The sequence below is a fragment of the cyanobacterium endosymbiont of Epithemia turgida isolate EtSB Lake Yunoko genome, assembly GCF_000829235.1.
GTDB lineage: Bacteria > Cyanobacteriota > Cyanobacteriia > Cyanobacteriales > Microcystaceae > Rippkaea.
On record NZ_AP012549.1, the window covers coordinates 1,595,420 to 1,619,104 of the forward strand.

14 protein-coding genes and 2 pseudogenes are annotated in these 23,685 nt (G+C 33.7%); 7 read left to right on the forward strand and 9 right to left on the reverse strand.

What is annotated here, in order from left to right; all coding sequences use genetic code 11:
- Window positions 1–159 precede the first annotated feature (159 nt).
- Window positions 160–1,024: pseudogene (locus ETSB_RS10640) on the forward strand (PIN/TRAM domain-containing protein); the annotation flags it as partial.
- A gap of 328 nt (window positions 1,025–1,352) precedes the next feature.
- Here ETSB_RS10640 and ETSB_RS04900 read toward each other — a convergent pair.
- Window positions 1,353–2,954, reverse strand: a complete 1,602-nt coding sequence (locus ETSB_RS04900; protein ID WP_044106651.1) for a helix-turn-helix domain-containing protein — start codon at window positions 2,952–2,954, stop codon at window positions 1,353–1,355.
- 1,719 nt (window positions 2,955–4,673) lie between these two features.
- On the opposite strand from ETSB_RS04900, the gene nadC reads away from it, so the two are divergent.
- Window positions 4,674–5,522, forward strand: a complete 849-nt coding sequence (gene nadC, locus ETSB_RS04905) for a carboxylating nicotinate-nucleotide diphosphorylase (RefSeq protein ID WP_171816408.1) — start codon at window positions 4,674–4,676, stop codon at window positions 5,520–5,522.
- A 208-nt stretch (window positions 5,523–5,730) separates the two neighbouring features.
- Here the strand turns inward: nadC and ETSB_RS10880 are convergent, their stop codons facing one another.
- Complete coding sequence (locus ETSB_RS10880; protein ID WP_145972284.1) at window positions 5,731–5,868, reverse strand: hypothetical protein; 138 nt, start codon at window positions 5,866–5,868, stop codon at window positions 5,731–5,733.
- A 256-nt stretch (window positions 5,869–6,124) separates the two neighbouring features.
- Here ETSB_RS10880 and trpB point away from each other — a divergent pair, with 256 nt between their 5' ends.
- From trpB to proS, 3 genes are all read left to right on the forward strand, one after another.
- Window positions 6,125–7,366, forward strand: coding sequence for a tryptophan synthase subunit beta (gene trpB / locus ETSB_RS04910; protein ID WP_044106652.1), 1,242 nt, complete (start codon window positions 6,125–6,127; stop codon window positions 7,364–7,366).
- An 810-nt stretch (window positions 7,367–8,176) separates the two neighbouring features.
- Entirely contained in the window at window positions 8,177–8,350 is a 174-nt protein-coding gene (locus tag ETSB_RS09935; RefSeq protein ID WP_171816410.1) for a hypothetical protein, read from the forward strand.
- Window positions 8,351–10,046: 1,696 nt separating this feature from the next.
- A complete protein-coding gene (proS, locus tag ETSB_RS04915; RefSeq protein ID WP_044106653.1) occupies window positions 10,047–11,873 on the forward strand; it encodes a proline--tRNA ligase in 1,827 nt (608 codons plus the stop codon).
- A gap of 1,029 nt (window positions 11,874–12,902) precedes the next feature.
- Here the strand turns inward: proS and ETSB_RS10500 are convergent.
- The 6 genes and pseudogenes from ETSB_RS10500 to ETSB_RS04935 form a co-directional block, all read right to left on the reverse strand.
- Window positions 12,903–12,986, reverse strand: coding sequence for a hypothetical protein (locus ETSB_RS10500; protein ID WP_269763996.1), 84 nt, complete (start codon window positions 12,984–12,986; stop codon window positions 12,903–12,905).
- 29 nt (window positions 12,987–13,015) lie between these two features.
- Window positions 13,016–13,243, reverse strand: coding sequence for a sugar transferase (locus tag ETSB_RS10315; protein WP_070104602.1), 228 nt, complete (start codon window positions 13,241–13,243; stop codon window positions 13,016–13,018).
- Between the two features lie 600 nt (window positions 13,244–13,843).
- The gene (locus ETSB_RS04925; RefSeq protein WP_044106654.1) at window positions 13,844–14,494 is read right to left on the reverse strand and encodes a DUF3318 domain-containing protein; all 651 of its coding nucleotides are present in this window, start codon (window positions 14,492–14,494) and stop codon (window positions 13,844–13,846) included.
- A gap of 121 nt (window positions 14,495–14,615) precedes the next feature.
- Window positions 14,616–15,422 (reverse strand): sulfite exporter TauE/SafE family protein, encoded by an 807-nt coding sequence (locus tag ETSB_RS04930; protein WP_044106657.1) that lies wholly within the window; start codon window positions 15,420–15,422, stop codon window positions 14,616–14,618.
- A gap of 347 nt (window positions 15,423–15,769) precedes the next feature.
- Window positions 15,770–15,890 (reverse strand): annotated as a pseudogene (locus ETSB_RS10885) (transposase); the annotation flags it as partial.
- Window positions 15,891–17,512: 1,622 nt separating this feature from the next.
- A complete protein-coding gene (locus tag ETSB_RS04935) occupies window positions 17,513–18,199 on the reverse strand; it encodes an MBL fold metallo-hydrolase (protein ID WP_044106659.1) in 687 nt (228 codons plus the stop codon).
- Between the two features lie 202 nt (window positions 18,200–18,401).
- Here ETSB_RS04935 and rplI point away from each other — a divergent pair, with 202 nt between their 5' ends.
- Together rplI and ETSB_RS04945 are read left to right on the forward strand one after the other, a co-directional pair.
- On the forward strand, window positions 18,402–18,860 hold the full coding sequence (gene rplI / locus ETSB_RS04940) for a 50S ribosomal protein L9 (protein ID WP_044106660.1): 459 nt from the start codon (window positions 18,402–18,404) through the stop codon (window positions 18,858–18,860).
- Window positions 18,861–20,404: 1,544 nt separating this feature from the next.
- The gene (locus tag ETSB_RS04945; RefSeq protein ID WP_044106662.1) at window positions 20,405–21,553 is read left to right on the forward strand and encodes a quinone-dependent dihydroorotate dehydrogenase; all 1,149 of its coding nucleotides are present in this window, start codon (window positions 20,405–20,407) and stop codon (window positions 21,551–21,553) included.
- Between the two features lie 853 nt (window positions 21,554–22,406).
- On the opposite strand, the gene ETSB_RS04950 is transcribed toward ETSB_RS04945, so the two are convergent.
- The gene (locus tag ETSB_RS04950) at window positions 22,407–23,555 is read right to left on the reverse strand and encodes a pyridoxal-phosphate-dependent aminotransferase family protein (protein WP_044106663.1); all 1,149 of its coding nucleotides are present in this window, start codon (window positions 23,553–23,555) and stop codon (window positions 22,407–22,409) included.
- Window positions 23,556–23,685 lie beyond the last annotated feature (130 nt).

A 23,685-nucleotide genomic window follows, 5' to 3' on the forward strand; every position in this document is an offset into this window, starting at 1 on the left:
TTAACTGATTTTTTTAACCTTATTAATCTTAAAATCAAGAAGAATAAGGCTGAAGGTAATAAAATGTAATGGATAGATTAATTTATTCCTATATAAAATCCAGAAAATATCTTAATTTTGAAACCTAAACTTACTAAATATTGATGTATTATTAGACTTATACTTGAGTTAATTGTTATTCTTATATTTATTCTAGTAGCTGCTGAAATCGGTTTTAATAACATTAATTCTTTACCATATGTTGTTCGATATCAAGTCCCTAATTTGAAAACATTACACTGATTAATACTTGTTTGACCTCAATTATTTGGACTGGACTCTGGCTTAGTAGCTCAAACCAAATATCGTCGTTTGTAAAATAGAATTAGTAGCACCTCCATTGAAGTTATTTTGAAACGGGCTGTGGGGCTAGTCATTAGGTTATTAATTTCTAATTTCCTGTTAGCCTCTATATTTTTACTCCCTATTCCCAGACAATTGATCTTCATCAAACTAATGGTTGGTATCTTAGGGAGTGTTGTATTGTCCTTCATGGGGATTAGTTTAACCGATACTCATAGACGCACCTTACTACGACTGATTAACCTCAATAGTATTAAAACGATGTAGTGTCCGAAGGGACGTTAAAACCAGCCTCTACTAAGGTTCTTGATACCAGTTGGATCATTAACGGTCGTATCGAATAACTTCTCAAAACCGGATTTATTGAAAGACAGTTGCTAGTTCCCTAATTTGTCTTACAGGAATTACAACAACTAGCCAATGCAAGTCATGATAAAAAAGAATTTGGGGACGGCAAGAGTCAGACATCCTCAACCTAATACAAGAGGCATTTCCTCAACTTATTCATTCAGTAGATCATGAGGAGATTACTACCGTTGATGCTAAATTGGTATATTTAGTTCAATAAATTCACCTAATATTGCTAACAAGTGACTATAATCTAAGTAAAGTAGCCAATTTACAAAAAGTGGTTATTCTTAATAATAATGATATCGCTCAAGTTATTCGCCCTATTTATCTCCTAATAAATATCCTAGACAAACAATATTCTCAGATAATCCCACGAATTCACACGGTGGGGTTTTTCATTGATTATTTTTTACCCATCGATTTATAATAATATCGAATTGAATGTCTCTGAAAAAACTTCAGTTACCATTTTTAGTAGGCAGCCTATTATAAATAGGGGCAATTTTTTGTTCCCTTTCTGAGTTGACCATCGTGAATATACTCCATAAATTGCTGAGGGCACTATCATTTTACTTTATAGACATAAAGTAAAATGATAAGATCAATACTTTTATTCTCTGGTAAAAACTATCTTATACATATATTAATTCTTCAGAATTTTACCTTAATCCTAAAACGTTCTGTAGGATCGCTCTATCTTCAGGTTTTGCAGAAAACCGTCCTCTTTCCAAATCTCGAATCCAACTTTGACTTTTCCCCAATTTTTCTGCCAATGCCCTTTGACTCATTCCTTGACGTTGCCTGGCAGTTAAAATTTGTTCAGCCGTGAGATTAGATAATTTTTTAGAACGACTTTTCCGGTTAGTAAGTTGTTGTTTTTTACGCTCAAATTTAGCCAGTTGTTCTTCCCATTCCGGGGGTAATTCAAAATTACGAATGCGCGCTTTCATTAACTGATTCCATTTGCCACGACGACCGGCATCAGTAACGCGATTCTCTTGAGAACCGTCATTAATCCAAAAGTCTAAGGCTTCATCAGCATCATCAGGTAAATCCGCCAATTTTACCCACATCGGTTGAATGATTTCAGGATAGGAAACAGGATCAAAAACAGCTTTAATACCATAATGGTTAAGCACTTCGAGGTCACTTTCGAAAGAACGAATGAGTCGCTTTCGTTGTTCCCGTTGCAAGTTTGACTGATTGATTTTTCCTTGACCATAGGCTACTCGCATTAAGGTAGAAACTGTTAAACATTGTTTTCTACCCATTTTACTTTTAAATAGCAACCACAACATAATCCGAACTGCTCCTTGATGTTGCTGCCAAATACTCATGACTGTCGTCAAAAGAAACTTAGGCAATGACCCATATTGATAAAAAGCAATCCGTCGTTTGTAACCTTGTTTGTTCAAAAAATATTTTGCCCACAGTCCTGGTTTTATGGTGAAAGTTAGTCCAATTAAATGTTGACATCCCGAGTCGTCTTGCTGAAAATGATGTTGAATATCTAAAATATGCCATAGGGGACTTTCAGGAACCGTAAATCCCTCAAGTTGTCCTTGTTTTGGCCAATCAACCGTTACTCTAAGTTGTCCTGGTTGTTGTACTAATGTTTTAATTAACGATAGCTTTGTCGCTTTACTAAGATCTTTACGTTTATCTAAACCTAAATAATCTTCAACTTGTTGATCACTAATAATAAACTCTTGCTCCCAAGGTTGATCTAATGTAGTTGCATAAGCTGAAAAAATAAGATGTAAACTTGCAGAACGAATATCAATTGTTTCTAAGTTAGAAACATTAGATGCATAGTTACACGCTTCAGAAGAAGCTGATTCTAAAGTATCATTTAATCGAAAGATCATGGTCCCACGACCTTGTTTAACCTCTCGTTGGTAATATAGTGCTCCATTATCGTCTTTTTTCCAAGGCAACACCGCCGCACTAGTTAACACATTGCATCCTTCCCAAATAACCATTGATGATGCAAATGGAGTATCATTTCCATTGACAAAAAGCTCATCAGAGGTTGCTATTCTCGAAACACTTTTATATCTACCTTTTTTTGCTTGAACAGGAAGAGGACTACTGATGGGACATTGGACAATACATTGAGGTTCTGAGAAATAGCCTTCACAATTGTTACATAGTCCCTGGTCAATCAGATACTCTCCATCCTTGACTTGAATTGCCCCAGTAGGACATTTTATTTGACAGGGGGTACAGCTTGGACAACTGTTGGCAATTGTATAGGACATAGCACTTTCTGCAGAATTATAATTCGTAAAAAAATCAGCATCTCAAATTTAAGATGGACTTGATATAACATAAATTTTGCTCATCTAGTTTAATTGACAAATTTATCAAATATCAATCAGAAAATTACCTTCTAATTTTGTATTTGGAAGATCATTTCCTGATTTTAATAACCAGAAACCGACAAGCAAATCTATCAAAATTGAAAACCCTATAAAACGACCACCACAATCGCTGAGTATAGTCATCTTTAGATAATTAGTGAACGATATCAAGAAGCATGATTATCTGTATTTCATCAAAAATAATATATGTCACCCTGAACGTTCACTTTTGTTACCCGTTTATGCTATACGATGAAACTACTCCTGTTCCCAATATTATTCACGAGATACGCGACATTCTGTTTACAATGAACATTGTATGATAATTTACTATCTATAAATTATGCTTGTAATTTTTCTAGATTCATTGTCTAAGATTATTCTAAGGATGCAACCTTTTATATTGTATATGAAATTAGCAGTAACAGTTATTTATAAAATAAATAGTAAAATGACATAAACAGCTATTCTAGACTGAAAATATTAGATTAACAACTAATAACTTCCAATATTTTTATCCCGACTGTACTCTATAACTCAAGTTCTTACATAGAAAAAAGCCTTTATAATCCTGGAAACTTTAAAAAAAGACTTTAAGTTGTTTTATGATATTTTTTTATATCTAATCTAGAAAGGCTATATTAATTTATCTATTAAAGAAGTGAGTTTGAATAAATAAAAAATATAAAAATAAAAATCAATTACTATCAATCTGCCTATCAATTAAGCTAAAAAAATTGAGGAAAACAATAACTGTAAAAGCAGTAAATGTAGAAAATATAAAAATAGAAAATATAAAAATAATAAATAGTAAAGCAGCTATAAGTTTGAAGAAAAAGGATTTCAAGTAAAATTGAATAGGTTGGTATAGATTTTGAGAAACATATAGGAATGTTATCAATTAATTAATATTATTTTTGAATAAAAAAACAAAAAAATTCTATTTTTAAAAAAAGAAGAAGTATGTGAAACCAAAAAACACAGTCAAGACAAAAGAATAGAAAAAGTAATTATTGCTGCGAACAACTTAGTTCATACAATTAATTAAGATAAAGTCAAACTAAAATAAAAAAAATTATATCTCGTTTCTTTGCTAACTTATAGTTTAAAACTAAATATAATAGCAGGGCAATAGGATCAAAGAAAAATTTATAAAGTAGGATCAGTGTTTGGAAGGTAACACGATTGAGCGAAGATTATTGAACAAAGTTTTGCTCAAAATAATTATCATAAATAATTTTAATGAAAGCAATAAAAAACTGAATCTAGTTACTTAAATATAGAGAAATAAAAAAAATTTCGATGTTTATTTGGAGCTATTCACTTAGTAACTGTTTTAGAAAATGTTCTTCCCTTTTTATTTTTTATCACCTATTTATCTAAAATTGATAATAACATTGAGAGAATGTACTTGCCAATTACTTCGAGTTGATTGTAAAGTAATTTTGGTAAAATCGATTACTAATAATTTTTAAAAAATAATTGAGCTATTAGTGATTTTACCGTACTGAGCCGTTGTATATTTACAACTTGGGTGTAGTCTAAGTCTATAAAAGTTGTCAATTTATCTCTCCTATCACTCCCTCTTTCTCTTAGTCTTAATTACCAATTTAGATAATGAACATCTTACCTCATCGGCTAATTTTAGATCCACTACTTAACACATGGCTGCGAGAAGATGTGGGGCGAGGTGATCGCACCGCTCAAGGTTTATCTTTACAACAATGGGGACAAGCGCAATGGTTAGCTAAAGAAACAGGAGTTATTGCAGGGATTCCCATAGCCGCTAGGGTATTTGAATTATTGAGCGATCAAGTTCAAGTCAATTATGTGATTGCCGAGGGAAACCAGGTACAACCTTCACAAGTGATTACTACCTTTGACGGACCGTTGGATGTGCTATTGATGGGAGAAAGGGTCGCCTTAAATTTAGCAATGCGCCTAAGTGGAATTGCCACAGCTACCAAAAAGTACACAGAGGTAATCGCAGACCTTCCTACTCAATTGGTAGACACTCGTAAAACAACCCCTGGCTTAAGAATTTTAGAAAAGTATGCCACTCGGGTTGGAGGAGCAATTAATCATCGTATGGGGTTAGATGATGCAGTAATGATCAAAGACAATCACATCAAAGCAGCAGGGGGTATTAAACCAGCTATTGATAGCATTCGCCGGACTACACCTTACCCTCTCACTATAGAAGTAGAGACTACCACTCTAGAAGAAGTAAACCAAGCCCTAGAAGGTGCTGCTGATATCATTATGTTGGATAATATGGAATTAGCCTTAATGAGACAGGCGGTACAACTTATCCGTAATAACAACGTTAAGGTAAAAATTGAAGCCTCAGGTAATGTTAGCTTAACAACCATTCGATCTGTAGCAGAAACGGGTGTTGATTATATTTCAAGTAGTGCACCCATTACGCGATCACCCTGGTTGGATTTAAGTATGAGAGTCTTGTAAAATTTTAATTTTACAGTTGATAGTTAACTGTAAAAGAGTACCCTTGAGACAAGTTTGTTGTGATCTAATCTCTTTTAAATCAGCTTGGGATCAATCGGCTCTTGATAATTTAGCATGGCTGAAATCGGACTCTTGTAGTGTTGTTTTCACTTAAAGATGCGCCTCTCAAGTCACGACCGCAAAATCAACTCTTGTTAAGTCCAAGTGACTAGGTCAAGTTCCTACCCAAAATACTAGCCAAGCTCAGATTACTCCCTTCAATATCTAAGAAAATTGTTCCGTACAAATCAGCATTACGACCGTTGACATTGGTCACACTAGTTTCTTGTAAACTAGTTTTGGACAGGTAAACTCCAACTCAATTAACTCCTAACTAATCGACTTTAATCAAATCAGTTCTAACAATATTTTTGATTTTAATATTACGAATATCATCTAAATTTAGAGTTTGATTTATGGTATTTTCTAGTAAAACTTTGCAATAGATTTAACATTTAATCGAGTTGAGGTAGGAAGGAAAGAAAAAATTACTTATTAAATTCGATAGAATTAACATCGAGAGTGTCACCATTTTGAACAGATACATAGATCACGAAACTGTAATGACTATAACCCCCATTTCTACCACTTCAACCACACGACCCCAATATCCTGATACTTTAGGACGTTTTGGCAGTTATGGTGGAAAGTATGTTCCCGAAACCTTAATGCCAGCCTTAAGTGAACTAGAAACTGCCTACAGTCACTACAAAGATGATCCCGACTTTCGAGAAGAATTAAATCAATTGTTACGAGACTATGTAGGAAGACCTAGTCCCCTCTACTTTGCTGAACACTTAACTACTTATTATCGTCATTCTGATGGTAATGGTCCTCAAATTTACCTAAAACGAGAAGATTTGAACCATACCGGAGCGCACAAAATTAATAATGCTCTGGGACAAGTGCTGTTAGCTAAAAGAATGAATAAAAAGCGCATTATTGCTGAAACAGGGGCGGGTCAACATGGAGTGGCGACCGCTACTGTTTGCGCCCGTTTTGGTCTAGAATGCGTAATTTACATGGGTGTTCACGACATAGAACGTCAACAATTGAATGTTTTTCGCATGAATTTATTGGGGGCTACTGTAAAACCTGTTGAAGTGGGAACAGGAACTCTTAAAGATGCTACCTCACAAGCTATTAGAGATTGGGTAACAAATGTAGAAACAACCCATTACATTCTCGGATCAGTAGCTGGACCCCATCCCTACCCTATGATGGTGCGTGATTTTCATCAAATTATTGGACAAGAAACCCGTCACCAAAGTTTAGAAAAATGGGGCGGTTTACCCGATATTCTTTTAGCTTGTGTAGGAGGTGGTTCTAATGCTATGGGACTATTTTATGAGTTCGTGGACGACCCCTCCGTTCGGTTAATTGGCATCGAAGCTGCAGGGGAAAGTATTGTGTCCGGAAAACACGCTGCAACCTTAACAAAAGGTCGTCCGGGAGTTTTACATGGAGCCATGAGTTATCTTTTACAAGATGAAGATGGACAAGTGAGTGAAGCCCATTCTATCAGTGCTGGATTAGATTATCCTGGGGTTGGTCCAGAACATAGTTATCTTAAAGATAGCCATCGCGCGGAATATTATAGTGTTACCGATGCGGAGGCAGTAGCAGCTTTTCAAAAGTTGTCTCAATTAGAAGGGATTATTCCCGCTTTGGAAACTTCTCACGCGATCGCCTATTTGGAAACTCTTTGTCTTCAATTGGAAGGCAGTCCTCGTATTATTATAAATTGTTCAGGGCGAGGAGATAAAGATGTACAAACGGTAGCTAAATATTTAAATAATGAATAATTAACTATCATTCCATTTATGTGTTATTTTCTCAATAAAATAACACATAAATGGAATGATAATTGAGGCTTAGAAGAATATCAATAGCCACAAGAAGTAAACTCAGAGACTTTTCTTAAGCGAAATATTAAGTGAAGTGCGTTATATAAATAATAACTTTTTGGTAGTTTATTTCCTTGCTTTCTCCCCTAAACTACCAAAATATTTTTTTAGGTAATTGACGCTTTGCTAAGAACTTGAATATCAGTAGATAACACTATATTAATAACTATAGAGGAATAGGTAAACTGTCAACTTATACTAAAAAAATTATAAGATTCTCTAGCCTAAGAAGTTCATAAAAAGCTTAAAAATCAATAGAGATATTAGTTAGTTTATTTTTTATAAAAGTTATTCAATCTCTTTTTAGCTTTTTTAATTTGCAAGTCCATTAACTTCATATAGCTATCACTTTTCAAACTATTTAAGACTAATTTAGATTAAAAATTTTTTCTCTGTTTATAATAAACTACATATATAGAACATTTTCTCTTTTATCTGGGTCCGTTCAATTCTTATTTGTTTTCATTTTTTGGTGACAGTTTATGTCTTCATAGATTACTAAATAAATAAATCACTTTATTGGTAGCCTGCTGTATTGAGACCTCTATAATTTTGGTATTCTTGAACGCGTAAATATTCTTTATTTTTTGACTAAGAGTTGTTAATGAAGTTTCAATCAGGAGAATAAGAAAATCAAATGCGACTTATACTCCTATGGATTCCATTACTTTTCTTACTTTTGTAGCTGTATAAGACGGTAAATTATCTATGACCAAACAAGCTCTTAGTCAAATTTATAGTATCAGTATTTCTATTTTAGAAGTGAGAAAAACTTTTTTATTTGTCCATCGCTCAAAAGTAAAAGGGACTAAAAAACTCGATGTGACGAGTGATCCAATTAATATAATATTTTTTTCTGAATTATTGGGACATTTTGTATAAGCTCATTTTCCTTTAGTTGCCCTGGTATACTTACGAGTGATAGCTAGTGCAACTCCGGTTTTATCAATAAAAACTAGGTCTGAAAGTTTGAGGTATCTAAGTTTGGTTAAAATATTTCTGTTTCAAGATTTAACGCCTACTTGTGTAATCTTCCAAGGCATGAAGTATTTTTCTGGGTTAACTTAAATGTTTGAATTGAACAACAAACGAGATGAGTATTAACTTTAACATTTTTTTTCCTTATAGACGAGAATTTAGTTCTTTTAGGGTACCATCGTTGTGGTTCTCAATTGTTCTATAACATCAAGTAGCGGTTATTTTACTTCAATTGAAGGATATGTTCCTTAGCTATGAGCAATGGAGTGCCGCTTTATTTTTTTGTGCAACTAGTGTTTTTGGGGTATTTTAAACTTAATCTATCCAAATAAAAATCGCTATTAAATAGCAATTTTCTTTAACTTTCACACCATTGCTGACAATCTAATCACACTAGCTCTATGTTTTCTTAAAGGAGAAAACATAGAGCTTTACTTAGATAAAATAAACTTTTTTTCTGCTCCGGACTGAAAAATACTCTTAAATGAGGAGATGACATTAGTTAATCAAAATTTTATAGCTAAGTCTGTTAACTTGCTGTGGAACCTTGTTTACGGTGGTTACTTTTGAAGGCATAATGCCCATTAACATAGTGCTTCTTATTTATCTCAAACTACATCAACTTAAGATCAAAGGCAAAGGATATCACTTAGATAAGGACTAAGCATAGATAGGATTATGCTGTAAACTAGAACATAGAGTAACTGATTCAGAGTCATTATTTGTTCTATTTTTGATATTTAACTTAGTACCAGGATGATTATCGCATTTTAAATCAATCTTTCAGTCTGGAATTATTTTTAATAAAATCAACATTTTCTGTATTATTATTTTAACCTAAGATATTCTAGGTTTTTGAATTATTCAATTTATTTCTATAGTTTATGTGAATTTAAGGATACTTAAGATAATTGTTTTATATTCACGATATGAAATCATAAATAAATCTCATGGAATACCTGTTGGCTGAGATAAGATTATTTAGGATTGTTCTAATTTTTCTCTATACTCATAATTAACTAATCGAATTTATTAATAAAAATTTAGAAAATTTTTCAAGCGAGTTATTGCTAATTGAAACCAGATATTTTGTTATTTTTAACTGAAAATCAAAGTCTTACTTAAAATAGTAACAATCTAAGGCTACATAAAAAATACCCAATTTAATAAATAATCAAAAATTTTTAAAAAATTAAATTGATAATTTTTGTATAAACTAATTAACCAATCACCTGAATTATTAAAACAATCGAATAAGTCATCTATCATTTGTGGATAATGTACCAATTAAATGGCGTCTTAAATTAGTATTATTTTTTTAACAGTTAAATTTTTTGATAGTATTTAATGACAGACTGTTAATTGTCTACTTGATCCATCTTTCCCAATTGATAAACTCCTAATCTAGGATATTCGTGAATTATTCGGTTGAACTCCTGATTCTACAATGACTTGGGATTATATTTGTTCTTTGTCTTCTTTCTTACTAAGAACAAACAAATAAAGCTAGGTTAGACTTAACAGAAGTCCTCTTGCAAAATTTGAAGATCACCAAAAGATGCCATAATGAATTCTGGGTTAATTTAAGAGGAAACTAACCATGCGACTGTCTCAAATGCTTTTTGTTACTCTAAGGGAAGATCCTGCCGAAGCAGAAATTCCTAGTCATAAACTGCTATTGAGAGCGGGATACATCCGTCGCATTGGTAGTGGAATTTATACCTATTTACCACTGATGTGGCGGGTTTTACAAAAGGTATCCCAAATTATTCGTGAAGAAATGAACGTTGTCAACGCTCAAGAATGTTTACTTCCTCAACTGCAACCGGCAGACTTATGGCGAGAGTCAGGTCGATGGGAAACCTATACTAAAGCAGAAGGGATTATGTTTTCTTTGGTCGATAGACGACAAATACAATTAGGACTAGGACCAACTCATGAAGAAGTAATCACTACTCTTGCTAAGGACATGATCCATTCCTATCGTCAATTACCTGTCAATTTATACCAAATTCAAACTAAATTTCGTGACGAAATTCGTCCCCGTTTTGGGTTAATGCGGGGACGGGAATTTATTATGAAGGATGGCTATTCTTTCCACACTTCTCCTAAAAGTCTTCAAGAAACCTACGAAGCTATGGACCAAGCTTATCGGAACATAATTCATCGTTGTGGCTTAGCCTTTAGACCTGTACAAGCAGATTCAGGAGTGATTGGGGGAGCAGCCTCTCAAGAATTTATGATCCTTGCTGAAGTAGGGGAAGATCAAATCTTTTATACCGAAGATGGAAAATATGCAGCTAATATAGAAAAAGCGGTATCTTTACCTCTTGATGCGGAAACATCTCCTTTTGCCAAATCAGAGAGACGAGAAACTCCAGCAACCGACACTATAGAGAAACTCTGTAAATTCTTAAAATGCTCCCCCACAGTGATAGTAAAAAATGTCCTCTATGAAGTTTTGTATGATAGTGGAAAGACTGTTATAGTGTTGATTGCAATTCGTGGAGATCACGATGTAAACGAAGTTAAGTTAAAAAATGAATTAGCAACATTTGCTCCTCAATATCAAGGAAGTGTAGTTTTAGATTTAGAAATTTCTAATAAAACATCACAACAAAAATGGGCAACTAAACCCTTACCATTAGGATATATTGCTCCCGATCTAGAAGACAATTATATCGGTAATAGCAAAGATTATGCCCCGGAATTATTGAGAATAGTGGATAAAACTGTTATAGATTTGAAAAACTTTATCACGGGGGCTAATAAGAATGGATATCATCACATAGGAGCTAATTGGGATAAAGAGTTTAAGTTGCCGAAAGTAGTAGTAGATGTAAGAACAGCTATGGTGGGTGACCGCGCGGTTCATGATCCCAAACAAACTCTAAAAACCGCTAGAGGGATTGAAGTCGGACATATTTTCCAATTAGGAACAAAATATTCCCGAGCAATGGGGGCAACCTTTACCAATGAAAAGGGAGAAGAACAGCCCTTAGTTATGGGATGTTACGGAGTAGGAGTTTCTCGTTTAGCTCAAGCGGCTGTGGAACAGTCTTATGATAAGGATGGAATTGTTTGGCCGGTTGCAATCGCCCCATACCATGTAATCGTAGTTATTCCCAATATTAATGATTACAAACAAATAGAAGTGGCTAATAAACTTTATAATGAGTTGAACCAAGCAGGGGTAGAAACCCTCTTAGATGACAGAAATGAACGGGCTGGAGTTAAATTTAAAGATGCGGAGTTAATTGGTATTCCCTATCGTATTGTGACAGGACGATCACTCAAATCTGGTAAGGTAGAAGTGGTGGAACGGGCGAGAAAAATCTCTCGAGAGATAGCTATTGAGGAAGTCGTAGTTATCTTGAAACAATGGGTCACTAAAATGGGAACACAACCACAACAAGCAACAAAATAAGATTTATCCTCCTATAAAGAGATAATATTAAAATTGTGACTTCATTACCGTCAATGTGCGTTGCGGTTTATTTTTCAGTTCTTCTAACTTCATCTAAATTAATAAATTTTTGGTAAGAACTGCGCTTAACACTTTTGCTTAAAAGTATAAATAGTGCCGATAACTGTTATTGGTTGATTGTGAACGAGTCGCAGTTTCTTCAAAGATTTTAGCTTTTCTAGACTAGTTATGACAAAATCATTATCAAAAAAATTGGAAGTACTGCTTTGCAAGGTTTCTATAACTCCGAAAACTTAATTTTAATGGATATCAAGTCTTCGGAGTTATAGAATGCAGTTAAAACAAGAATTTTATAAATTATTAATTGCTCATTCATAATACTCGGTCTAGAAGAGACTAAGATTTTTCCCATGATCAAGCAATTGTGCTGAGCAGCAATGTGAACGTATTGTAATTTATTATTTAATTTTTCCATTAAATACAGTAAATCCTTTGGCTAAAGGATTTACTGTATTTTGTTTAATTTATAACATTTTTTTTGCTAAGTTAAAAGTTAACCCCACATTCTAAACTTTAATTTTTAGACAATTGAAAAACAGATATATCTCTATGGTAATAATTAACATTGAAGAAAAAATTTTAATGAGCATCAAGAATTGTGTTAGTTAACCCTTTGGCTAAAGCCAATTTACATTTCCACAAAGTTTTTTGAGACAAATTACACTCAATTACTTCTTTAGACCAAGGTTATTTTTTAAAAAAGCTTCAAATTTGATTATAATTTTTAATATAAATTGATTAATTAATGATAAGGTATTTACTTTTTTTGACATAAACAAACAACTATTTTAATTAAATTAAAATAGTTATAACAAGAAATTTTCAATCATACCAGTAGCTTCAATTTGCCTGGCAACGTAAATCTAGTTCTATCAAATCTTCAAAAACTTTGACCTAAGATTACCAATAAACTTGTCATTTTTCCGTCATTACTGGTTTAACGTTTAACCATTGCCATTGAGGAATTTTCTAAATACCTACTTCATCAGGAATTGGAAGTCGAGAACCCACTGGACTTATATCTCCTTCAAAAACACCCCAGAGCTGGGACAATTCTTCTAAACTGGTACATCGTAAAAGTTTTACAACTTTCGTACGTTCATTATTTTTAAAATCGCTCCCTGTACTTCGTTATAAATTTTATGTTTGTGAGCTTCTGTATTTATATATGTAGAGCGAATTTTTATCGTTTTAAAGCGGGTTTCCCACCATCCATAAGAAATTTGTTTGAAAAAGATTGCTCCTGGAATATCGATTTCAATGGCAATAAAAATGGGGATTAATAATGCCCCAGTAATTACCCATTCCACTAGACCACCCCAAATATCATATCAATAGAGCGTTTAATCCAAGAACTGACTGAAGAAGAGAATTTAAGAAGTTGTAGATTATTCGTCGAGGATATCGACCTTTTCTTTATATCCAGGGTTTTGATAATCAGGAAAACCTTCATCGAGTGCTGTCATGGACAAAACTAGCATAATAGGGAGATAGAGATGATACAAAACTATACTATTGTAAAGTTATAACTTTTAAATATTGTAAAGTTATAAATTAATGCTACAAATCAACTATTATCAATAAATTGAGTCTTAGTAAAATTGAAAATTAATTGAATTGTCGGGTAACGAGACTATTATAAAATCATTAATGACAAATGTCTTAAATACCCCTGCTTCGAGAACTGTCAATCTCAGGGGCATCTGCATCATTGGCTGATTGTCAACAACAACAATTAGAAACTTTATTTCTAGTATCTGGCGAGTCACATATAACAATCAAAAATTACAAGTAAGAGGTCACTGAATTTTACGTCTTTGGTAAATTATGAAAGTAGGAATTGGCTTAATTTATTTTATTTGTTGTAAAACTGTTAAGACAAAAATCTTAATAGTGTTAATAATCTCTTATTAAAGACTAGGACGTTGAATTGGGTTTTGCTGCATTTTAGCTTTTGCTTTGGCTGCACTTTTTCTGAGAGCTTGGAGACGAGTTTCATATCGTTTGCGTTGACGACGGTTTGGGGTTTGCTCAATGAGAGTTTTTAAAGCACTACCAAGACTTTTATAGGCATTGGGTAGGGAATACCCGAAACGGGTTGCTAAGGTGATTGCTTTTTCATCTGCATCAAGGGATTCTCGGAGTTTCCGTTCACCGTTATTTTTCTGCCAGAGTCGATAGCCAGAAATTCCGCATAAAGCAACGGCTAACAAGAGTAGTAAACCATCTTGTACCCAAAGTTCGCCAACTGCTCCCCCTAAACCAATAGCCAGAGCAGCCATTTCCCACCCTTCTCTGGGAATTGTGTCATTTTGAATTCGGGCAACTTCATGCCAAAAGAGTAGATTACGCTGGTCAATGGAGAATTTTTCCCATTGAATCAGATCAACTTGTATTTCGACTTCATCTTTTCCAAGTTCTTCACAGCGAAGCAGAGAAGGATTGACTTCAGTGCTACCTTCGACCATGACCCAACTTTGCAATTCTGGTGGTAATAAGGTTTTAAGCCGTCGAAGTTCACTCATTTCTGCTCTGGCAGATGAAGCTACGTAGGATGTCATAGGATTGTTTATGTTAATTAATTATACTATTACAATGATGTTATCTTTGATTGTAGCAATGCCAAATATTAGAGTTCATTGCTTCTATCATAATTTGAGTTTAAGTTTCACCTAAAACCAATCAACCGGGTGAAACACCTAATTGTTGGATGAGAATAAAGACTGCTACGACAATTAAGAAATAACCAAATCCTTTTTCCAGTTGTTTAGCTTGAACATATTGAGATAAATAGGCCCCGAAAAAGGTCCCGAAACTTGCTACTAGGGTAAATGAGGCCATTAAACTCCAATCAAGAGGGACTTTACCCACATATCCTAAAAATCCAGCTATTCCATTTAAAGAAATAATTACTAAGGAGGTTCCAATAGCCTCTTTGATAGGGGTATTCCCTAATAAAACTAAGGCTGGAACGATAACAAACCCTCCCCCAACTCCCACTAGTCCGATCAAAATCCCAATGCCTAACCCTTCTAAGACCAACCAAGGCCAACTATATCGATAGACTGGTTGAACCTTCTGATTAGAGTCAGTCTTTTCTTTAAAAAGAGATGAAGGGGGTGAGATATTTTTCCGAATGATTAAAACGGCTGCTAAGATCATCATTATGACAAATAGTAGCAGTTGAATTTTTTCTGTAATAAAGGGAAGAATGGCTAAATTAGCTCCTGCAAAAGCCCCCAACATGGTGGCTTTCCCAAATAAAAATACTTTTTTAAGATTCACATTCCCTTTACGCCAGTGGGGAATTGCCCCGATGATGCTGACGATACCCACAATAACTAAAGTCATGGCAATTGCGCTTTTGGGGGGAATTCCCATAACATAGACTAAAATGGGTAGGGTAAGAACTGAACCTCCTCCCCCTAATAATCCTAGACTAATCCCAATACAACCAGCCAGCAGATGTCCAATAATTTGTATCAACATATCAACAATTATATTTTCATATAGTTAACGATTAGGAAACAAAAGACATAATGCAACAATTAGGGTCTCCCTCCTCACCCTACCCTAACCTCACTTAGGCTAATTTTAAATAACGTAATTTCGACGAGATTTAAAAATACGGTTGTTATTCTCAATATATAAGCCAAAATACGACGAGGTTGATGATTATCTAAAATAATAACCGCTAACGATCCAGACTACAATGATTATTTAAAAACAGCAGAATACAAGGCCAACTTGTCTTTAAATTCTAAGTTTAGAGAAAATTTTTAAAGTAAATGAGCATAAGATATCAGTCGAGAACAAAGGTTAACAAAACAGTTCTAAATACTTTGATTTCTTAAATGTTCAATTTGAGAGATATTTTTAGTCGTTAACCGTTTCAATAAGAGAACGCTTACGCGGTAATATTATATCACTCAGTCTTACTAACTTTTGCTTCATATTCAATTAATGACTAGTCCTTAATTAAGGTCCTTGTTAGTAGAGCTTTGTTAATAGAGATTTTTAAAGAGTTCTTAAATAAGATATTCTAAGTCTCCTAACAATTTGTCAATTAAACCTTACTTTACTTAATCTCTAAATCAGTTTGCGGTAACCTGTATTACTTGAACTTAACTTAAAAGCAAATGATTCACCCCGGTCGTTTATCATTAAACGTAGTTAAAATTTCTAATGTCATCTCACAGAATTCTAGAACCATCGAACCAAGCCTCCAGAAATTCGGTGGACTCTACTGTACTGCAAACTCGGCAACAGATATTTATCGCGGTATATTTCGACAGAATCAATCCCTATAATTTCTCTTTTATTGTTCGTGGAAGAACAAAAGAGAAACGTTATTTTCTAAAGTATTTTTAATAAAATGATTATAGCTGACTATATTTACTTAATTTTTGCCATGGAAAAGAACCTATAATGTATAATATTTTTTTTCAAAGTTCGATTAAAGAGTTCGGATATTTACCTCTATATTTTGATAGCTTCGTCCCTTCTATAAGGGTTTTATTTCTTTATTTTTAGCGCTCGTTTTATGGGTTCAGAAAGCACATATTTTAAAGTTTATATTTCAATGAATAACTTCTATTTAATGTAATAAAGTTTCATCAATTAAATTGTTATAATCCAAGTTCCTGATAACTACTCAAAAATCTATCTAGCTCCTATAAATATACCAAAGAACAAAAAGAAAGAAGAGACAACTGAGTAGTGTTTTTTTATACTGTTAAAATCAATTATTTTAATTTATTAATTTTGTTTTTTTATCATAATTGTTTTCTTTGTTATTTTAACTAATTTAAATTAAGTTAAATGGGATAATTTTAATTATTTTTTATTTTTTTTTTGAAATTAATATAATTTGACAGTGAGTCAACTACGCTTGACTTTTTTTAGTAAAAAATTACTATCTTTACAAAAGAAAATAGAAAGTTCTTCAGGTGGCTAATCTGTCTTCTGTTATCAATAATTCTAGCAAATAATAATTATTACTTTATAATTTATTGAGCAATGGACTTAAATCATACTGTCCTAAATTAGGAGTAGAAGATTGAACATCATTCACAAAAACATCAGAGGCATTAAAAATTAAGATTGGGAAAAGTAATGATTTTTGAGTCTTGGGGAAAGTTTAACTTACTTAAATAGGAGAATTCCAGTAACTTAAGATTAATGATATGTTGAGCATCCCCTTGATTTCTTTGACAAATACCACTTATTAAGGATGGGTTGCTATATTTTTTTTTGTAATTATTTGTAGCTAATTATCTTGAGGGACTTTTTTATTTCCTAAATACCAGCAACTACAGAAATGCTAATACTCAATATTACCGATAAACACCGTATCAAAGTAGTCATTTTTTTTCAACGATAGACGATTTGTTATTATTATAAATAATCCTCTCAAAAAAAATGACTACTTTGACGATTAAGATGACAATTTATGACAAGATAAGCTTTAAAATAAATAAAAAAATTACAAATTAATAATATATTTTTTGCTATAAATATGTCTTAATATTTTTCAGGTGACCATATTTTTATAGTCACTTGAAAAATTAAATTTTTTCTCATATCTTCCCACAATTTTTATTGGCAGGGATAGCTTCCATTATCTTTTTAGGATTGGGTAAATTAAGATTGTTCATGAAGGTAATAAAGTTAGTTTTATCTCGTCCTACAAAGCGAGGGTTACATCTTTTTTCCTCTCCAATAGTAGAAACTGTGTGACCTCGATAGTCGTGACCAGGATAAACTAAGATATCATCAGATAAAGTAAAGAGTCGCTGAGTTACTGAGTCATAAAGGGTTGCTGCATCTCCACTTTGAAAGTCGGTGCGTCCACATCCCCGAATAAATAAAGCATCACCTGTCAATAAGTGAGTTTTATTAACTAAGTGTGCTAGATGACTATCCGTGTGTCCAGGGGTAGCGATCGCTTCTAGAATAACTTCTCCGAGTTGTAAGGTTTCGTGGTCTTTTAAAAAACGATCAGCGCAGGCAATTCGGGAATTTTCGGGAATAATTCCCAGGCATCCGGTTATTTCCCTGAGTTTTCCTGTTCCTGTAATGTGATCAGCATGAATGTGGGTTTCTAAACAGTATTTGAGAGTCAATTCTAGTTCTTCTAAAAGTTGGCAATCACGTTCAATTTGTTCGAATACTGGATCAACCAGCAACGCTTCTTTTGTCGTGCGATCAGCGATGAGATAAGTGTAGGTTGAAGATGTCCCATCAAAGAGTTGACGAAATAGCATAACTTAGTTAGGGGGTCAGATTATCAAAACCTTTTTAAGTATACAACTATTTAGTCATAAAAGGAGTAATTTAATGTTGGTGAAAGATTAGAATAAATTCATCTTCAAAATTAGTTTTTAACTTGTAAGGAATAACTAATTAGTTTTACAATTATTTATTATAGTTACTAAACAAAATTTACTCAAGAATATAGAGGAATCCATGGCTAAACGCGTTAAAATTGTATTGAATCAATCTATCAATAAATTAGGAGACACAGGAGCTCTCGTAGAAGTTGCCCCAGGATATGCTCGCAATTATTTAATCCCTAAAGGACTGGGGGTTATAGCAACATCAGGTATTCTAAAACAGCTAGAACAGCGCAAAGAAAAAGAAAGACAACGCTTACTAGCTAAAAAACAAGCAGCTGAAGCCCAGAAAACAGCCCTAGTAACTATTGGACGTTTTACTATCCGCAAACAAGTTGGGGAAGGAGAAGCTATTTTCGGCACTGTCACCACCCAAGAAGTGGCTGAGGCAATTCAGGTAGTCACGAATCAAGAAGTGGATCGTCGTGGGATTACTTTACCTGAAATTAGTCAAACTGGATTTTACAAAGCGACAGTAAAACTACATCCTGAAGTCACCGCAGAAATTGAAATTCAGGTTGCATCTTTGTAGTGTCTAGTAACAAGAGTGTGGGTCGGGAATTCTGTTTGAATACCTAACCCATCATTCCCTTAATTCAGAAGGCAACGCAGTCATATCATTAAGACGAATAATATCAATTATATTGACTTATTGAGGAAAAAATATCCACAAAGCGTATATTTAAGACAATTTAGTCACTAAAATAGAAATAGCAAAAGTGAATAGTCTAGGAAAAGGTTTCATAAAATTCTGTCAAAGTGACCCGAATTCTTTTTTTATTTGTTCAAGAGACTCTGGAGATGTTCCAGATATGTGGCTGATTTCATCCATAGGGTGCATAATCGCAACTTTAGTCCAAAGATTAGGGTTTGTGCTCGCAAAAAGTTTAAATTATAAAATTGACGCAATTGATATCTATTGAAGGGGAACTTTATTCCTGACTAAACTAACGTAAATTTGTGTCTCTAAAATTTAATTTTACCGTCTGATTTAAAGCCAGAAACATTAAGGTGGAACTCCATTAAAAAGACAAATTTAACAAATCTCTATCCGTTGATCGAAAAAAGTCAATAAATATTAATTTTATAAAAATAGTGACTAACAACAAGCCTACTAAAATTTATATTGTCACTAACAATTGGGCGTAGAGAGTTTCAGGATAAATTTAAACATAACCTACTGTAAATGGAATGTAAATAGCAGAAAAAAGCATCTTTAAAAGACTATAGTTAAACGTTAACAATACCATATCCGTATTTAAATAAGCATAAGTGAACATAATATTATTACTACGATAAAACAAGTTAATTAGCAGCAGTAATTTGTAGCAAGAGAAAGTTAATAGCCAATATCAATAATATAAGTCATTCCCCGTGGTATGAAGTAAATCAATCTTTTGGAGATGGTTTAATGATACAAAATCTAGTTAAATAAAATTAATTTTTGGTGTATCTTTAAGTGTTATAAATCAAAGACTAAGTATAATAAATGGACTAATTTACTTAAAAAATAGAATAAAAAGCCAAGTAGTTAACTTAAACTTTTAGCAAAGAGGAACATCAGGACAGCACAGAAAATAAAATTTTGCTTTGATTGAGTTAAATATTACTATTTGTAAAATAAAAAAGGTTCTGTTTTATATTTTAAGTTCTAGTCATCTATTTGAAGAAGAGTATAATAGAAGGAACCCATAAAAATCTTATCCAAAATCAATATTTTCCTAAGTATATTTTTTTTGAAAAACTCAGTAAATAAGTGTTAAGAACAAAAAAATTAATCAGACATAATTGGTTTTATGTATATAAAAAAGATTTAAATCAAAAAATAATTAATTTATAGCTAATAGTATTTGTCTTTTAAAGAAGCTGTAAAATCATCAAATGAAATCTTACAATAGTGCTACTGAGGTTGTTAAAAAACAATGATAACGCTTTAATCAGTAAATATACTTAATTAATTTAGAGATATAAATATAATTAACTAATGATATTTAACAGGCTTTTACTCAAAAAGAACGTTATGCTGGTGTTTAGTTTTTTAAAACTTAATTTAACCTATATCCGTTGATTATTTATATGTTTAATTTAATCAAACCTTTTTATCCTCTCGTATTAACGGCGTCCCAAAATAACCCAGAAAGCGCACATTTACAACTTTTAAAAACTCTAAATATAGTTGATCTCACTCGTAATACTGTAGGAGGACGTTGGTTAATTTCCCAACTTGATAAGTCCTTTTGTGTCTACGATCCTCGCCTCAAACAAACATTATGGGGACTAACTTTTGATAACCCCGTAGGATTGGCTGCAGGATGTGACAAAAACGGAATGGCAGCAGCAATATGGAGTCATTTAGGCTTTGGGCTAGCGGAGTTAGGAGCTGTTACCCTCCACCCTCAATCAGGAAATCCCCATCCACGTTTATTCCGTTTACCCCTTGATAAAGCAGTTTTAAACCGCCTGGGAGCGAATAATCTAGGAGCTGAAAAGATCGCCCAAACCTTGGGAAAAATTTGGCAGCATAATCCCCGTACTATCCCCATTGGAATTAACCTATGTAACTCTAAAATCACCCCCTTAGAGAAGGCGGCTAAGGATTATGTAGAAAGTTTTCGTTACCTTGAAGATAAAGCTGATTATTTTGTAATTAATGTAAGTTCTCCTAATACCCCAGGATTGCGAGAACTTCAAGAAAGGGAACAACTTAAGACTATTTTACAGAAGTTACAAAACGCCAATGAACGGCAGAAGCCTATTTTTATCAAAATTGCACCAGACTTAGATTGGGAAATGATTGCAACAATTATTGAATTGGCCCAAGCTCATAAATTATCTGGAATTGTTGCAACAAACACTACTATTAAACGGGAAGGATTAACTACCAATATTCTCCCAGAAACAGGAAATAAAATTCAAGAAGAAGCAGGAGGAATTAGTGGACTCCCTATCCGTGATCTCTCGACAGAAATTATCCGTTTTATTTACCAAAAAACTCAAGGAAAATTGCCTATTATTGGAGTTGGGGGAATTTTTACTCCGGAAGATGCCTGGGACAAAATTACAGCTGGAGCTAGTTTATTACAATTATACACGGGATGGATTTATCAAGGACCTTGGATTATTCCACAAATTTTAACTGGCTTAGGTAAGAAATTAGAACAAGAAGGCTTATTACATATATCTCAAGCAATAGGTATAAGAGCAAATACAGGAGTCTGCAAGTAAATGCAGTATGCAATCCTAATATTTTATTTTCGGGAAAACCATAATAGGTTTGGGTAAAGGATTATAAGGTCTATAAACAAGAGCGGATTAATTGAAAATTTTTAGATATAATTCCCTTATTTAAGTCTGATAGAGTCTCACTCATAATTAACTTTGTTATGATTACACATTAGTTACGGCAGTTATCTTTTGTTGACTGCTTGATAGCAGGTTTCAATTGAGTAGCTTATACTAGAAATAATACGTAAATCAGCCAATTATGTTTTCATTAATGACTAAATCAATTACTTGATTGGAACCTCTATCATTCGAGGATTCTTGAGTTTATAAATATTCCTTGATTTTTGACATGAGGAGATAAAAGTGTTATCTGTGCTCTTATAGATTTCATCATTAGATCATCAACTGTTTGTGTCCGAAAGAAAATCATAAACTTATTGATTTATGCAATGAAGCTAAATAAAACATTAGATTGATAGTAGGCGAAACTTCGAATATTGAGGATCTAGTTATAGTTTATAAGAAAAGTCAACATTGAGGCTGCATTAACACAGTCAAGGAAAACCCAAGCCTCATTAATTGATTTATATAATCTAACCAAGATTACAGTATAGGTAAACTTTATGAGCAGTATCTAGTGTATTAAAATCAACACAGAGATGGCTTACTCATACAATTTTATGGTATTAAAAGACGTGATAACCGTAATAATTTTGGGTATTTAGAATATCTTGCTTAGCCTAGCGCTCCAAAGTATGATGCTCTGATGAGTTTCCTAGGCAGAAGCTTTTTCTGGTTACAGGCTTACAGACTAAATTCTCCTAAAAAAGGGGGACTTAGTCTGTAATACCAATTAGCCTAAAATCTTAGAAGCAGCAGCAACTCCTGCTCCTGGGGTTACTTTTTGACTACCTAGGGTGATTAAGGTAGATTCTAAAGCAGCGATCATCGTCAAAATATCTCGCTCACTAACAAAACCTAAGTGACCGATGCGGAAAATTTTTCCTTTAAGGTGATCCTGTCCTCCCGCTAGAGAAATATCAAATTGCTTTTTAATCGTTGATCGAATATCTTCAGCTGTAACTCCTGTCGGCATGACAGCTGTTACAGCGGTACTCGCCACCTCATCATCGGCTAACAAAGGTAGCCCTAAAGCCTTAACCCCTGCGCGAGTCGCCTCAGTTAAACGACAATGACGGGTAAACATTTCTTTTAACCCTTCGGACTTCATCATTTCCAAGGCCACTTGTAACCCATAAATTAAGTTAACCGGAGGGGTAAAAGGAGAGCTATTTTTACATGTTGCTTTTCTATACGCTCCTAAATCTAAATAAAACTTAGGAAGAGTTGCAGTTTCGTAAGCTTCCCAGGCTTTTTGACTAACACACACGAAACCCAACCCTGGAGGGATCATATAACCTTTTTGGGAACCAGAACCAACCACATCTAACCCCCAGTCGTCAACAGGAACGTTGATAGCCCCTAAACTGGTGACAGCATCGACGATGATTAAAGCTTTCCCATGATTTTTGACGTATTTATTAATAGTTTCTAAGGGATTTATTACCCCTGTTGAGGTTTCTGAATGAGTTATAATAACCGCTTTAATGTGTTTTTGAACGTCGGCTTCCAATTTTTTGCGAAAGTCTTCAGAATCTAGAGGTTTACCCCATTCGGCGGTAATTTCTTCTACTTCCAACCCAAACGCCCGACTAATTTTTCCCCACCGTTCACCAAACTTTCCGTTATTACCAACTAATACACGATCGCCAGGACACAAAAAATTAATAATCCCTGCTTCCATCGCCCCAGTTCCGCTAACGGTTAACATCAAAACATCGCTCTGGGTTTGATGTAACCATTTGAGGTTTTCAGTAATTTCTGCACAAATTTCACCGAAACCACTACTGCGATGACCGATAGGATGTTTGGCCATAGCCAGCAAAACCTTTTCGGGTACAGGGGTTGGTCCTGGGATCATTAACATATGCTTATCTTCCATGAATGCTGGCTCCTGTTTCGGGTTGAAACTCTTCCAAATAGTCAGTCTACTCCATTCTTATTCACACTAATAAAGTTAAGCTGATGGCTTTGGTTATTTTTAAGGTTTCATTAAGGTTTATTATTTACTG